Annotated in this window: 10 protein-coding genes; 6 read left to right on the forward strand and 4 right to left on the reverse strand. The window is 70.8% G+C overall.

Annotated features, from left to right (window positions below):
* The first annotated feature begins 8 nt into the window (after nt 1-8).
* The 6 genes from QNA09_RS01215 to QNA09_RS01240 all read left to right on the forward strand — a co-directional run bounded on the left by QNA09_RS01215 (nt 9) and on the right by QNA09_RS01240 (nt 7,961).
* Complete coding sequence (locus QNA09_RS01215; RefSeq protein WP_010594561.1) at nt 9-1,352, forward strand: cation:proton antiporter; 1,344 nt, start codon at nt 9-11, stop codon at nt 1,350-1,352.
* Nucleotides 1,349-2,701 carry a cytochrome P450 gene (locus QNA09_RS01220; protein WP_119699371.1) on the forward strand — a complete coding sequence of 451 codons (1,353 nt, stop codon included), beginning with the start codon at nt 1,349-1,351 and terminating at the stop codon, nt 2,699-2,701. The genes QNA09_RS01215 and QNA09_RS01220 overlap by 4 nt, the downstream gene beginning before the upstream one ends.
* Entirely contained in the window at nt 2,698-3,543 is an 846-nt protein-coding gene (locus QNA09_RS01225; RefSeq protein ID WP_017680946.1) for an SDR family oxidoreductase, read from the forward strand. Before QNA09_RS01220 ends, QNA09_RS01225 begins: the two co-directional genes overlap by 4 nt.
* A complete protein-coding gene (locus tag QNA09_RS01230) occupies nt 3,540-5,066 on the forward strand; it encodes an NAD(P)/FAD-dependent oxidoreductase (protein ID WP_119699372.1) in 1,527 nt (508 codons plus the stop codon). Before QNA09_RS01225 ends, QNA09_RS01230 begins: the two co-directional genes overlap by 4 nt.
* 49 nt (nt 5,067-5,115) lie before the next feature.
* Nucleotides 5,116-6,528, forward strand: a complete 1,413-nt coding sequence (locus tag QNA09_RS01235; protein ID WP_082061330.1) for a DHA2 family efflux MFS transporter permease subunit — start codon at nt 5,116-5,118, stop codon at nt 6,526-6,528.
* A 167-nt stretch (nt 6,529-6,695) separates the two neighbouring features.
* A complete protein-coding gene (locus tag QNA09_RS01240) occupies nt 6,696-7,961 on the forward strand; it encodes an MFS transporter (RefSeq protein WP_017680943.1) in 1,266 nt (421 codons plus the stop codon).
* Here the strand turns inward: QNA09_RS01240 and QNA09_RS01245 are convergent.
* From QNA09_RS01245 to QNA09_RS01260, 4 genes are all read right to left on the reverse strand, one after another.
* Nucleotides 7,949-11,584 carry a hydantoinase B/oxoprolinase family protein gene (locus QNA09_RS01245; RefSeq protein WP_119699373.1) on the reverse strand — a complete coding sequence of 1,212 codons (3,636 nt, stop codon included), beginning with the start codon at nt 11,582-11,584 and terminating at the stop codon, nt 7,949-7,951. The two genes, QNA09_RS01240 and QNA09_RS01245, sit on opposite strands and share 13 nt — an antisense overlap.
* A gap of 46 nt (nt 11,585-11,630) precedes the next feature.
* Nucleotides 11,631-12,545: a metal ABC transporter permease gene (locus QNA09_RS01250; RefSeq protein ID WP_010594554.1), complete on the reverse strand. Its 915-nt coding sequence runs from the start codon at nt 12,543-12,545 to the stop codon at nt 11,631-11,633.
* On the reverse strand, nt 12,542-13,354 hold the full coding sequence (locus QNA09_RS01255; protein WP_051009383.1) for a metal ABC transporter ATP-binding protein: 813 nt from the start codon (nt 13,352-13,354) through the stop codon (nt 12,542-12,544). Before QNA09_RS01255 ends, QNA09_RS01250 begins: the two co-directional genes overlap by 4 nt.
* Before the next feature lie 135 nt (nt 13,355-13,489).
* On the reverse strand, nt 13,490-14,581 hold the full coding sequence (locus tag QNA09_RS01260; RefSeq protein ID WP_372471583.1) for a metal ABC transporter solute-binding protein, Zn/Mn family: 1,092 nt from the start codon (nt 14,579-14,581) through the stop codon (nt 13,490-13,492).
* Nucleotides 14,582-14,731: the final 150 nt, after the last annotated feature.

The following is a 14,731-nucleotide window of genomic DNA, read 5'->3' on the forward strand; positions in this document are numbered from 1 at the left end:
CGACTCCGATGACATTGGCACTCGACCTCACCGCGCCGCTGCCGGCGCACTGGTTGCTGGTGTTCCTGGTGCAGGTCACCGTGCTGTTGCTGGGTGCGCGGGTCCTCGGCGGCCTGGCGGTCAGGCTCGGCCTGCCCGCGCTTGCCGGGGAATTGCTGGCCGGAGTGCTGCTCGGTCCGTCCGTCCTGGCGCACGTTGCTCCCGGCGTGTGGGGGTGGCTGTTCCCTGCGGAGGGCGGGCAGGTCCACCTTCTCGACGCCGTCGGCCAGTTCGGCGTACTGCTGCTCGTCGGTCTGGCGGGAATGCACGTGGACGTCGGGCGTCTGCGACGACTGGCCGGCCCGGCAGCCAAGATCAGCCTTGCCGGCCTGCTGATCCCCCTCGCACTCGGTGTCGGCATCGGTGCGATCGCGCCGCCCCCCATGCGCCCGGAGGGCACGAGCCCGGCCATCTTCGCGATGTTCGTCGGGGTGGCGATCTGCGTGACCGCAGTCCCGGTCATCGCCAAGGTGCTCATGGAACTCGGGCTGACCGACCGCAGGATCGGGCAGCTCGTCCTGTCCGCAGCGGTGATCGACGACGTCATCGCCTGGTTCCTGCTCTCGCTGGTGTCCGCGTTGGTGACGGCCGGGGCACTGGGGGTATCGGACGTGCTGGAGCCGGTCGGATGTCTCGCCGGTGTCGTGCTCTTCGCCGCGACGATCGGCAGGATGCTCGTGCGCCGCGCGGTGCGCCACGCCGAGGCGTCACGCGATTCGACTGCGATGGTGAGTACGACGGTGATCCTCGTCCTCGGCGGTGCGGCGGCCACGCACGCCATGGGACTGGAGCCGATCCTGGGCGCGTTCGTCGCCGGCGTCCTCATCGGCTCCGGCGGCGTGCGCGCGCCGGTCCTCGCACCCCTGCATGCGGTTGTCATGTCGGTCCTCGCCCCGCTGTTCTTCGCCACCGCGGGGCTCCGGATGGACCTGTCCGGTCTGCTCCGGCCCGGTGTCCTGCTGGCGACGACCGGGCTCCTCGTCGTGGCCGTCGCCGGGAAGTTTGCCGGTGCGTTCGTCGGCGGCAGACTCAGCGGTCTCGACCGCGCGGAATGTATCGCCCTGGGGGCCGGGATGAACGCACGCGGTGTGGTGGAGGTGATCATCGCCACCGTCGGCCTGAGCCTGGGGGTGCTCGGCACCGAGGCGTACACGGCCCTGGTCCTGGTCGCCGTCGTCACGTCCGTCATGGCCCCGCCCATCCTGCGCCGCGCCGTCGGCCGCTCCGACCGCGCTGCCGCGGAGGAACCCGGCGCGCGACCCGCCGAGTCCCGGTCCGGGGCCGGCACCGTCTCACTCGAGGAACCACGATGACCCTGTCCCGATCCGAAACCTCGCATCCCCCGACATCGCTGCCGCCCGGCCCGAGGTTGCCCGCCGTGGTCCAGACCCTGCTGTTCACGCTGGCGCGGCATCGCATCTATCCCGTGCTGACGCGGCGCTACGGCGACACCTTCCTGATCGAGCCCACCGCGCCGTACCGGCCCATGGTGGTGCTCGGACGGCAGGAGGACATCCGGACGGTCTTCGCCGGCAGCCCCGAGATCTACCATGCCGGCGAGGGCAACGCCATCATGCGCCCGGTCATGGGCGAGCACGCCGTGCTGGTCACCGACGAGGACCGGCACAAGCGGGTCCGGCGGCTGCTCACGCCCGCGTTCAGTGCTCGGGCGCTGCAGGGCTACCGCGACGACGTGACCACGCTGGTCCGCCACGAGGTCGCGCACTGGCCCGTGGGCCGCCCCTTCGCCACATTGGAGCGGCTGCAGGACCTCATGCTGGAGGTCATCCTCACCGTCGTGCTGGGTGTCACCGCGCCCGACCGCCTCGCCGACTTGCGACCCGCGATCCGGCACATCACGGAGATCGACCCGATCACGTTGATGGGACTGCACAGCCCGAAGCTTGCGCGGATCCGGCCCTGGAGCACGCACTGGAAGCATCAGCGCAGATTCGACGAGATCGTCTACGCCGAGATCTCCGAACGTCGGTTCGCGGGCGACCTGCACGACCGAACCGACGTGCTCTCCCGGCTGGTGCAGGCCGCGGTGGACGACGCAGACGGTGGGCTCGGCGATGCAGAACTGCGGGATCAGCTCATCTCCATTCTCCTGGCCGGTCACGACACCACGGCCACGGGGCTGGCATGGGCCTTCCACGAACTGGTCCGCAACCCCGGCGTACTGGCAGACGCGCAGAAGGCGGCGGACGCGGGGGACGACGAGTATCTCGGCGCGGTGGCCAAGGAGGCGCTGCGCCTCAAGCCGGTGATCCAGGATGTGGCCCGCCAGCTCACCGCACCCGTGGAACTGGGCGGATACCGGTTGCCCGCGGGCATCACCGTGCTCCCCGCGATCGGCATCGTTCACGCCGACCCCGAGCATCACGAATCACCGGGCGAGTTCCGGCCGGAGCGGTTCCTGGGCGTCCAGCCCGCGGCGAACACCTGGATTCCGTTCGGCGGCGGTGCACGCCGGTGTCCGGGTGCCGCGTTCGCGGCCATGGAGATGACGGTCGTCCTGCGGGAGGTGTTGCGCGCCTACGATCTCAGCCCGCCCGGCCGGCGTCCGGAGAAGCAGAAGGCACGCAACATCACGACCGTTCCGTCGCGGGGAGCTCGCGTAGTGGCCCGGCGACGCACCACGAAGGCGGTGACGCCGTGAGCCCGACCGTGTTCACGGGAAAGACCTGTGTGGTCACCGGTGCCGGGTCCGGAATCGGCCGCGCACTCGCGGAGAACCTGGCCGGTCGGGGTGCGCGACTCGCTCTCTCCGACATCGACGGCAGCACTCTGGCCGAGACTGCGCGCCGATGCGAATCCCACGGTGCCTACGTGTCGACGGCACTTCTCGACGTGTCCGATCGAGACGCCGTCTCGCGGTACGCCGAGGAGGTGGTGGCGGAGTTCGGCATCGTGCACCAGGTGTACAACAACGCGGGCATCGCCTACTTCGGCAGTGTCCTGGAGTCGGACTTCGCCGACATGGAACGCGTCCTGGCGGTGGACTACTGGGGCGTCGTACACGGGACGAAGGCGTTCCTGCCGCACCTCGTCGCGTCGGGCGACGGTCACGTCGTCAACATCTCGAGCCTTTTCGGCTTGCTCTCGCTGGGCGGGCAGAGCGCGTACAACTCGGCGAAGTTCGCCGTCCGAGGGTTCACCGAAGCGCTGCGCCAGGAGATGATCGCCGAACGGCTTCCGGTCCGGGTCACGTGCGTGCATCCGGGTGGGATCAGGACTGCGGTGGCACGCAACGCGACGACGGCTCGGGGGATCGACGCGGCGTCGGTCGCGGAGATCTTCGATCGGCGGCTGGCGTTCCATTCACCGGAGATGGCGGCCCGGGCCATCGTCGCCGGGGTGCGACGTCGCAGGGCGCGCGTGGTGATCGGCTGGGAGGCGAAGGGGCTCGACATGTTTCAGCGGGTGACCGGAGCGGGGTATCAGCGGGTACTGGCCGTGACCAATCCGTTCACCGTCGCAGCGGATCGGAACCGGAAATGACCGAGCACTTCGATGTCGTCATCGTGGGGGCCGGGCTGTCCGGTATCGGCGCCGCCTGTCGTCTCGGGCGGGAACTTCCGGACAAGACGTTCGCGATCTTCGAGGCACGCGCGTGCCTCGGTGGCACCTGGAGTCTGTTCACCTATCCGGGGGTCCGATCCGACTCCGACATGTTCACCCTGAGTTACCCGTTCAAGCCGTGGCGCGGCGCGGACGCGATCGCCGGCCGGCAGGCGATTCTGGACTATCTCGAGGAGGCCGCGGCGGAGGGCGGCATCGCCGGCAGGATCCGGTACAACAGCCGTGTCGTCGAGGCGTCGTGGGATTCGGCCCGCTCGCGGTGGAGTCTCACCGTCGAACAGCGGGTCGGCCCGGACGAGACGGCCCGCCGCACCGTGACGTGTGCGTTCCTCTACGCCTGTGCCGGGTACTACGACTACGAACGCGCGTACACCCCCGATTTCGAGGGCATCGAGTCGTTCACCGGAACGGTGGTCCATCCGCAGTTCTGGCCCGGGGAACTGGACTACACGGACCGACGCGTCGTGATCATCGGGAGCGGAGCCACGGCCATCACCTTGGCGCCGTCGATGGCGGAGCGCGCCGAGCACGTGACGATGCTGCAGCGCTCACCGACGTGGGTGTTCCCGCTGCCGCGCCGGGACATCGCTGCGGACTGGGCGCGGGCGGTGCTGCCGCCGCTCGCAGCCCATCGGTTGGTGCGTGCGAAGAACATCGCCTTCACCGGCTCGCTGTACTGGTTCTGTCGACGGTATCCGCGGGCCGCACGGTCGCTGCTGACCCGTCTGGTCACCCGCTCCCTGCGGGATCGGGACACCGTCGCCGAGCACTTCACCCCCACCTATGCGCCGTGGGATCAGCGGCTGTGTGCCGTCGTGGACGAGGATTTGTTCACCGCGATCCGGCACGGCACGGTCACGATGGTGACCGACCACGTCGACCGGTTCGTCCCCGCGGGGATTCGTCTGCGGTCGGGGCGTGTCCTCGAAGCCGATATCGTCGTCACCGCAACCGGATTGCAGATGCAGGTGTTCGGCGGCATCGACTTCGTCGTGGACGGCCGGCCGGTGACGATGTCCGACGAGTTCCTCTGGCAGGGCACGATGGTGACCGGGGTGCCGAATTTCGCGGCGGGGATCGGATATGCGAATGCGTCGTGGACGTTGCGCGCGGATCTCAACGCACGCGTGATGTGCAGGGTGCTGAGCCATATCGACCGCAACGGGCAGGTGCCGGTGGTGCCGCGCCGGGAGGAGACGCTGGCGGCGCGTCCCTTCCTGGACCTGTCGTCGGGGTACATCTGCCGGTCGGTCGATCGGTTTCCGCGTCACGGAGATCGAGATCCCTGGCGGGCCAGGAACTATGTGCGCGACGCTCTCACCCTTCGGCGCACGTCGCTGCGGGGGTCACTCGTGCCGTTCGGGTCCACGGGAGCATCTCGTCGACGCGAAGACTGTCCGGGACAGAATGTTTCGTCGTCCGGCCGGACCAGACTTGTGTAGACCATAGTCAGCCGTTTAGAGTCGGGCCATGGTCGAATCAAGTCGGACGATGGTCGGCGAGCAGACGGGTGACGCCCCGGTTCGGGACCGGTCCAATCTCATGTTGCTCGTACTGTGCTCGGCGGCGTTCATGGCGATGCTCGACGTGTTCGTCGTCAGCGTCGCCTTCGCCGCGATCGGGGAGGGGTATCCCGGATCGTCCCTGGCGGACCTGAGCTGGGTCCTGAATGCGTACACCATTGTGTATGCGGCCCTGCTCATTCCGGCCGGCCGGCTGGCCGACCGCTACGGTCGCAGAGCGGGGTTCGTCGTCGGGCTCGTGGTGTTCACGGTCGCGAGTCTGGCGTGCGCGCTCGGTCCGACGCTCTGGTGGCTCGTCGGATTCCGGGTCCTGCAGGCGGTCGGGGCGGCGGCCCTGACTCCCACGAGCCTGGGTCTGCTGCTGACGGCACTGCCGCCCGAGCGGCGCGCCACTGCGGTGAAGATCTGGGCCACGTCGACCTCCCTGGCCGCGGCGGTCGGGCCGGTGATCGGCGGGGCGCTCGTGAAGGTGTCCTGGCAGTGGGTGTTCCTGATCAACGTGCCGGTCGGCATCGCGGCGGTGGTGGGGGCCGTCGTGCTGCTGCCCGAGACGAAGGACGCCACCGTGACGCGGATTCCCGACGTCCTCGGCGCGGCGGTGCTCGCGGTGGCCCTGGGCTCGCTCGCCCTCGCGCTGGTGAAGGGGCAGGAGTGGGGCTGGTCGGGAACCGGCACCCTGACTGCCTTCGCGGTCGCCGTCGTCGGGCTCGCCGCAGTGGCCGTCCGGATGCGACGGCACCCGGCGCCGGTCGTGGATCCCGCGCTGCTGCGGGTGCGGTCCTTCTTCTGGTCGAACGTCACCGCCCTGCTGTTCTGCACGGCCTTCGGCGCGGTACTGCTGAGCGTGATCCTCCGCCTGCAGACGGGTGCGCACTACAGCGCCCTGGTCACGGGTCTGGCGGTGGCACCCAGCCCGCTGATGGTGCCGATCTTCGCGGCGGTGAGCCAGCGCCTGTCGAATCGTCTCGCACCGTCCACCCTCGTGGCGATCGGCAACGTGCTCGTCGGCGTGGGGGTGATCATGCTGGCCGTCAGCGCCACCGAGGAGGTGAACTACGCCACGCAGGTGCTGCCGGGCTGGCTCCTCGTCGGTGTGGGCGTCGGCTTCTCGCTGCCCAACCTCCTGGCCAAGGCCACGGTCGATCTGCCGCCCGCACGAGTGTCCACGGGCAGTGCGGTGGTCAACACCAGCCGTCAGATGGGGTACGTGCTGGGCGTGTCCATGCTGGTCGCCATTCTCGGCGAGTTCGGTTCCGCCGACGCCGAGACGCTGGCGGTGTTCACGTACGCATGGTGGGCGATCGCAGTGGTCGCGCTCGCGAGTGCCGCCACCGCGATGGGGATGAGGTCGCGCCGAGCGTCCGCCGAGGCGCTCCGGTAGCGGCAGCCCGGCGGCGGACCCGCCGGTCGCGTCGTGCGCCGCGACATCGGATCCTCGATGCCGCGGCTCCCGTCGCGGCTCGGTTCGGGACGGCGCCCCCGCCCGAAAATCGCTCGTGCCGATCCCCGGGCTCCTGCTAGCGTCGCGGCACCCCCGCCTCCGAGTGAATGCCGATCGACGTGACCGCCCTCGACCTGACCACCCGCCGCTTCGCGCCCCTGACCCTGCTCGGCGTCGCCACCCTGCTGTCCGCCACCGGCAACGGCATCGTGGTCGTCGCACTGCCGTGGCTGGTGCTCGAACAGACCGGCCGGGCCACCGACGCGGCGATCGTCGCGGGTGCAGCCACCGTGCCGCTGCTGCTGGCGAGCCTGCTCACCGGGACCGTCGTCGACCGGTTCGGGCGCCGGCGCACCGCCCTGGTCTCCGATGCGCTCTCGGCGCTGTCGGTCGCGGCCATCCCGGTCCTCGCCGCGACCGTCGGACTCTCGGTGCCCCTGCTGGCCGCGCTCGCGGCCCTCGGCGCCGTCTTCGACCCGGCGGGCATCTCGGCGCGCGAATCGATGCTGCCGGCGGCGACCCGCGCCGCAGGGTGGTCACTGGACCGCGCCAACAGCCTCTACGAGGCGAACTACAACCTCGCCTACCTGATCGGCCCGGGTGTCGGCGGCGTCCTCATCGCCGCCGTCGGCCCCGAGAACACCCTGTGGGTGACGTCGGCGTGCTTCGTGCTCTCCCTCGTCACCGTCGCCTTCCTCCGGCTCGAGCACGCCGGCCGGCCCGACCGGTCCACCCGCCCGGCTTCGCTGTGGGCCGGCACCCTCGAGGGGCTGCGGTTCGTGTGGCGAGACCGGTTGCTGCGCACGCTCGCACTGGTCGACATGATCGTCGTGGCGTTGTTCCTGCCGATCGAGTCGGTGCTGCTTCCGACCTACTTCACCGGGATGGACGCGCCGGCCCGGCTCGGCTGGGTGATGATGTCGCTGAGTGTCGGTGGTCTGGTGGGTGCCCTGGCTTACGGCGCCTTCGCGTCGCGTCTGCGGCGCCGCACCCTGATGCTCGTCGCGGTCACGGTGCTGGGTGCGGCGACGATCGGCATGGCGTTCCTGCCGCCGCTGGGGGTCCTCGTGCTGCTGGGCATCCTCATCGGCCTGGCGTACGGTCCGGTGGGGCCGATCGCGAACTGGGCCATGCAGACCCGCAGCCCGGAGCACATGCGGGGCCGCGTCGTCGGTGTGATGACCTCGACCGCGTACGCGGCGGGCCCGGCCGGGATCCTGATCGCCGGGCCCCTGATCGACGCGACGGGTGTGCGCACGACGTTCTTCGCGCTGGCCCTGCCGATGGTCGGTGTCGCGGCGGTGTGCTTCGCGCTGCCCGTCCTGCGGGAACTCGATCCCGTCCCGGAGTCCCGTTCGTCCTATCGTCCGTAGCCGCCACCGCCCGGGGTCTCGACCACGAGCACGTCACCGGCCCCGACCTCGACGGAGTCGCAGCCGGCCATGCGGGTGACGGTGCCTTCGGCGCGTTCGATGCGGTTGCCGCCCAGGGCGCCCGGCTCGCCACCGGCCATCCCGTACGGCGGCACGCGCCGGTGTCCGGACAGCGTGCTGACGGTCATCGGCTCGAGGAACCGGAGTCGTCGCACGGCGCCGTCGCCGCCGCGCCACCGGCCGCCGCCACCGCTGCCGTGACGAATCGTGAACGCCTCCAGCAACACCGGCAGGCGCCACTCCAGTACCTCGGGATCGGTCAGACGCGAGTTGGTCATGTGTGTCTGCACCACCGACGTCCCGTCGAAGCCCTCGCCCGCACCCGACCCGGAGCCGAGCGTCTCGTAGTACTGGTACCGCTCGTTGCCGAAGGTGACGTTGTTCATGGTCCCGGCACCCTCGGCCTGCACCCGCAGCGCCGCGTAGAGCGCGCCGGTGACGGCCTGCGACGTCTCGACGTTGCCGGCGACGACCGCGGCGGGGAATTCGGGGGCGAGCATCGACCCGTCGGGGACGACGATGTGCAGCGGACGCAGACAACCGTCGTTGAGGGGGATGTCGTCGGCGACGAGCGTGCGGAAGACGTACAGCGTCGCGGCCCGCGCGACCGAGGAGGGCGCGTTGAAGTTCGATGCGAGTTGCGGTGACGTGCCGGTGAAGTCGATCGTCGCCGAGCGTGCCTGCCGGTCGACGGTGATCCGGACCGCGATCACCGCACCGGAGTCCATCTCGTAGCGGTACTCGCCGTCGTGGAGACGGTCGACGACACGGCGCACTTCCTCCTCGGCGTTGTCCTGCACGTGCCGCATGTAGGCCTCGACGACGTCGAGACCGAAGTGGTCGATCATCCGGCCCACCTCGACCACGCCGCGCGCGTTGGCCGCGACCTGGGCGCGCAGGTCCGCGAGGTTGGTGTCGGGGTTCCGGGACGGGTACGGGCCGCCGCTGAGCAGCGCCCGGGTCTCGGCCTCCCGGAAGGCTCCGTTCTCGACGAGCAGCCAGTTGTCGAACAGGATGCCCTCCTCGCGGATGTCGCGGCTGGCGGCGGGCATGGAACCCGGTGTGGTTCCGCCTATTTCGGCGTGGTGACCGCGGGAGGCGACGAAGAAGAGGATGTGCTCGCCGGACCCGTCGAACACGGGCGTGATCACCGTGACGTCCGGCAGGTGGGTACCGCCGTGGTACGGGTCGTTGACCGCGTACACGTCACCGGGTTTCATCGACCCGTGCCGGCGGCGCACCACTTCCTGCACGCTCGTGCCCATCGAGCCGAGATGGACGGGGATGTGCGGCGCGTTCGCGATCAGGTTTCCGTCCGGATCGAACAGCGCGCACGAGAAGTCCAGACGCTCCTTGATGTTCACGGACTGCGCGGTGGACTCGAGAGTCGTGCCCATCTGCTCGGCGATCGACATGAACAGGTTGTTGAAGATCTCGAGCATGACCGGATCGGCATGGGTGCCCACCTCCGCGTCGTCGTGGGCGCGCACCCGGGCCAGCACGAGATGACCCTGTTCCGACATCGCCGCCTCCCAGCCGGCCTCGACGACGGTGGTCGAGTTGTCCTCCGCGACGATGGCCGGGCCGGCCACGGAGTCGCCGGGGGCGAGGTGCTCGCGACGGTACAGCGGTGCCTCGCGCCACGACCCGTCGACGAACATCCGGACGGTGTCGGGGGACGGGCGGGTGGACCCGGTCGCGTCGCTGTCGGCGCGACCGAGCCCGGACAGATCGGGCCGGCGTGTGGCCCCGACGGCCTCGACCGCGACGGCATCGACGATCAGCGGCCGGTCCATGAGGAACGAGTAGGTGCGCCGGTGCACGGCCTCGAACTCCGCGGTCATCGTCGCCGGGTCGGCGAGCGCGACGGGCACGGAGGTGTCGGTGCCGTCGTAGCGCAGGTGTGCCCGGACGGTCACGTCGATGCGCTCGGTGGGCACGTCCTCGTCGAGCAGTTCCGTGCGCGCCGCGGCCTCGAGTTCGGCGGCGACGTCGCGCAGCCGGGGCATCGCCTCGTCGTCCAGTTCGACGACGACGGACTGCTCGCGCATCGCGGTGGTGTCCGCGAGACCCATACCCAGCGCGGACAGGACACCGGCCAGCGGCGGCACGAGGACGGTCCGGATGCCGAGCGCGTCGGCGACTGCGCAGGCGTGCTGTCCGCCGGCCCCGCCGAAGGTCGTCAAGGCGTACTCGGTGACGTCGTGGCCCTTCTGCACCGAGATGCGCTTGACGGCGTTGGCCATGTTCGCGACCGCGATCTGCAGGAAGCCCGCGGCGACCTCCTCGGGGCTGCGGTCGTCGCCGGTCGCCTCCCGGATCTCGGCCGCCAGCGCGGTGAACCGGGCCCGCACCGTCTGCTCGTCCAGCGGTTCGTCGCCGCCGGGACCGAACACGTGCGGGAAGTGGGCGGGCTGCACGCGCCCGAGCATGACGTTGGCGTCGGTGACGGTGAGGGGGCCGCCGCCCCGGTAGCAGGCCGGACCGGGGTCGGCGCCGGCGGAGTCGGGCCCCACCCGGTACCGGCTGCCGTCGAAGTGCAGAATCGATCCTCCGCCGGCGGCCACGGTGTGGATGTCCATCATGGGGGCCCGCAACCGCACCCCGGCGACGACGGTGTGGAAGACGCGCTCGTATTCGCCGGCGAAGTGCGACACGTCCGTCGACGTGCCACCCATGTCGAACCCGATCACCTTGTCGAACCCGGCCAGGGCCGACATCCGGCTCATGCCGACGATGCCTCCCGCCGGCCCGGAGAGGATCGCGTCCTTGCCGCGGAAGTGCATCGCCTCGGTGAGCCCGCCGTTGGACTGCATGAACATCAGCCGGACACCCGGCAGCTGGTCGGCCACGCGATCGACGTAGTGGCGGAGCACGGGGGACAGGTACGCGTCGACGACGGTGGTGTCGCCGCGTGGCACGAGCTTCATCAGCGGGCTCGCGTCCGCGGACAGGGAGATCTGGCCGAAGCCGAGGCGCTCGGCGAGGTCGCCGACGGCGTGCTCGTGCTGCGGGTACAGGTGGCTGTGCATGCACACCACGGCGACGGAGTCGATCCCGTCGTCGCGCACCTGCCTCAGATCGCGCTCGAGCCGGTCCAGGTCCGGGGCCCGCAGCACCGTGCCGTCGGCTCCGATGCGTTCGTCGACCTCGATCACCCGCTCGTAGAGCAGCTCGGGCAGCACGATGTTGCGGTCGAAGATCCGCGGCCGGTTCTGGTAGCCGATGCGCAGCGCGTCTCGGAAACCTGAGGTGATCACCAGCACGGTCCGGTCGCCCGTGCGCTCGAGCAGCGCGTTCGTCGCGACGGTGGTGCCCATGCGCACCTGCTCGACGAGGCCGGGGGTGACGGGGTCGCCGGCCGGTACCCCGAGCAGTTCCCGGATCCCGGCCACGGCCGCGTCCCGGTATCGGGACGGGTTCTCCGACAGCAGCTTGTGGGTCACCAGGGTGCCGTCGGGCCGGCGGGCGACCACATCGGTGAAGGTGCCGCCGCGGTCCACCCAGAACTCCCAGCGCCCGGGTGCCCGGTCTCGTCCGCTCGTCTGCTCCGCTGTCGCCATGCCAGCAGGTTAGTCACCGCGTAGGGGACGGACGGGACCGCGGGACTCAGGCGGTGACGGCGCCGGCCGTCTCCGGGGCCGGCGCGACCTCCCCGCGTCCGATGCCGCGTCGGGTGCGGGCCGCGCCGATCCCGCGGCACGCCAGGTAGATGACGAATGCGATGGCGGTGATGAACGCCGAGACCGGAACCCCGGGGGCGAGGGCGAGCAGGATGCCACCGACCGCGGAGACCTCCGCGAAGAGCACGGACAGCACCGTCGCGGCCAGCGGGCCGCTCGCCACGCGGGCGGCTGCGGCGGCCGGGGTGATGAGCAACGCCATCACGAGCAGCGCCCCGACGATCTGCACGCCCAGGGCGGCGGTGATTCCGACCAGGACGGCGAAGACGATGGACAGCGCCCGCACCGGCACTCCACGTGCCGCGGCGACCTCGGGGTCGGTGCTGGCGAACAGCAGCGGCCGGTAGATGACCAGCATGGTGCCGATGACGCCGACGGCGCACGCGGCGAGCAACGCGATGCCGGTGCCGCCCGGCGCGACGATCTGGCCGGTGAGGAGGGAGAACGCGGCGCCGGTGCGGCCGTCGTAGGCCCACAGCAGCAGCACGGCCAGCCCGAGCCCGAACGCCATGACGACACCGATGACCGAGTCGCGTTCGCGGGCTCGGGTGCCGAGGACGCCGAAGAGGACGGCCGCCACCACAGCACCGGCCACGGCACCGAGCCCGACGGAGACGCCGACGATCAGGGCCGCGGCGGCACCGGTGAGGGAGAGTTCGGAGGTGCCGTGCACGGAGAACGCCATCTGCCGGCTGATCACCAGGGGTCCGATCACGCCGGCGAGCAGGCCGAGGATCGCGCCGGCGAGCAGCGCCTGCTGCACGAAGTCGTACTGGAGCAGGTCGACGGTGGCCTGCACGTCGAACATCCGGCCCATCGCGTCGGTGAACTTGCTGCTCAATGCTGATCCTCGTGATGGTCGTGGTGGACGCCCTCCCCGGGGCGCAGTCCGCCGGCGCTGCCGAGCGCGTCGATGGCGTCGCCGGTGCCGACGACGACGAGACGGCCGCGGATCTCGAGGACTTCGACGTCGGTCCGGTACAGCTCGGAGAGCACCTCGGAGGTCATGACCTCGGCCGGGGTGCCGATGCGGAACTGCCCGTCGACGAGATACAGCACGCGGTCGACCAGCGGCAGAATCGGGTTGATCTCGTGGGTGACGAACAGTACGGCGGTGCCGTGTTCGCGGCGGCGACGGTCGATGAGGGACGACACGAGGTGCTGGTTGGCCAGGTCCAGGCTGAGCAGCGGTTCGTCGCAGAGCATGACCCGGGGGTCGCCGACGAGTGCCTGCGCGATGCGCAGCCGCTGCTGTTCGCCACCGGAGAGGGAGCCGATCGGGGCGTTCGCGTAGGCCTCGGCGCCGACCTGCCGGATCGCGGCGTCGACGGCGCCCCGGCGGGTCTTCCAGTAGCGCAGGCCGGTGCCCCAACGGTGGCCGTCGACCCCGAGTCCGACGAGGTCGCGTCCGCGCAGCGGCACACCTTCGTCGAGCGACTTCTGTTGCGGCACGTAGCCGACGTGCGAATTGCCCGTGCGCGCGGGCACGCCGGCGATCGTGGCGGTGCCGCCGCTGAGGGGGAGCTGACCGAGCAGGACCTTCAGCAGCGTGGACTTGCCCGCGCCGTTGGGGCCGAGCACTGCGACGAACTCGCCGGGCTCGACGGTGAGGTCGAGATCCCGCCACAGGACGCGGTCGCCGAAGGCCATGCGCGCGCCGCGGAGTTCGACGGCGGCGCTGTGTCCGGGGGTCGTCGCAGGCGCGCCTGGTGCCGCGGCGGTGCCGCCCGGGGTGACGTCGGCCGGTGTGGTCACGGAAGTGATGTCCTTGCCCTGCTCGAAGGGTCAGCGGGCGGCGTCGAGGGCGGCGGCGAGCGCCTCGGCCGTCTGCTTCTGCCACTGAATGTAGTCCACACCCTCGGGCAGGGTCTCCGTGACTTCGACGACGGGGATGCCCGCGGACTCCGCGGTCGCCCGCATGTCGCGGCTGACCTTGTCCTCGGTCTGGGGGTTGTGGACCAGGACGTCGACCTGCTTGTCGAGGAGCAGCTGGCGGGTCGCGGCGATCGCGGCGGGCGACGGGTCGGTGCCGTTCTCGATCGCGTTCGTGAAGTCGGCGGGGGTGCGGTCCTCGAGCTTCGCGGACGTGACGAGGTAGTAGCCGATGGATTCGGTCTGCGCGACGGGGGTGTTCGCGTGTGCGGCGGCGATCGCGGCGGTCACGTCGGTGACCTCGTGCAGCTGCGAGTGGAACGCGTCGGCGTTGGCGCGGTAGGTGTCGGCCCCGGCCGGATCGAGCTCGGCGAGGCGGTCGGCGACGGCATGGGCGACGGCGTCGGCGGCGGCCAGGTCGTACCAGACGTGCTCGTTGATGCCGCTGTGGTCGTGACCGGCGTGGGCGTCGCCTTCCTCGGCGGCATGGGACTCGGCCTCGCGTTCCTCGGTCGCATGGGTCTCGCCCTCGTGGGTCCCGTCTTCCGGTGCGCTGCCCGCCGAGTGGCTGCCCGCCGAGTGGTCGTGACCGTCGTCGAGGTCGCTGCCGGTGCCGGACTCGAACAGGGCCATGGCGTCGACCGTGGCGGCGCCGGCTCCGGTCGAGTCGAGGATGTCGTCGACGAACTGGTCGTAGCCGCCGCCGTTGTAGACGACGAGGGACGCGTCGCTGATCGCGGCCGCGTCGGCGGGGCTGGCCTCGTACGAGTGCGGGTCGGCGGACGGCTCGGTGATCAGCGACTGCACCTGGGCGCGGTCCCCGGCGACGGCCTGCGCGACCGAGCCCCACACGTTGGTGGAGGCGACGATGCGGATCTCGCCGGAGTCGCTGCCGCCCGAGCCGCTGCCGCCCGAGTCGCTGCCGCACGCGGCGAGGGTGAGCGCGGCGGCGCAGGTCAAGCCCACGGTCGCGGTGGCGGCGCGCATTCGGCGGGGCAGTCGCACTGTTCCATCTCCTGTGATCACGTTCGGCCGGACGGCCGGGAGGGGCGCGGTTCCACCTTATTGGAAACCGTTACCGTTCCACTTTAGCGGATGTCCGGGTCCGCGCCCATCCGGCCCGATTCGTCGCCGCGGCGCCGACCCGATACCGTC

Origin of the sequence: Rhodococcus sp. AH-ZY2 (assembly GCF_030916465.1) — a bacterium.
GTDB classification, from domain to species: Bacteria; Actinomycetota; Actinomycetes; order Mycobacteriales; family Mycobacteriaceae; genus Rhodococcus; species Rhodococcus ruber.

What these genes read in the sequence shown, in the direction of transcription:
- QNA09_RS01245 (WP_119699373.1), bottom strand. Translation starts at nt 11,584, where the DNA reads ATGGCGACAGCGGAGCAGACGAGCGGACGAGACCGGGCACCCGGGCGC.
- QNA09_RS01215 (WP_010594561.1), top strand. Translation starts at nt 9, where the DNA reads ATGACATTGGCACTCGACCTCACCGCGCCGCTGCCGGCGCACTGGTTG.
- QNA09_RS01255 (WP_051009383.1), bottom strand. Translation starts at nt 13,354, where the DNA reads ATGGCCTTCGGCGACCGCGTCCTGTGGCGGGATCTCGACCTCACCGTC.
- QNA09_RS01235 (WP_082061330.1), top strand. Translation starts at nt 5,116, where the DNA reads ATGGTCGGCGAGCAGACGGGTGACGCCCCGGTTCGGGACCGGTCCAAT.
- QNA09_RS01240 (WP_017680943.1), top strand. Translation starts at nt 6,696, where the DNA reads ATGCCGATCGACGTGACCGCCCTCGACCTGACCACCCGCCGCTTCGCG.
- QNA09_RS01220 (WP_119699371.1), top strand. Translation starts at nt 1,349, where the DNA reads ATGACCCTGTCCCGATCCGAAACCTCGCATCCCCCGACATCGCTGCCG.
- QNA09_RS01230 (WP_119699372.1), top strand. Translation starts at nt 3,540, where the DNA reads ATGACCGAGCACTTCGATGTCGTCATCGTGGGGGCCGGGCTGTCCGGT.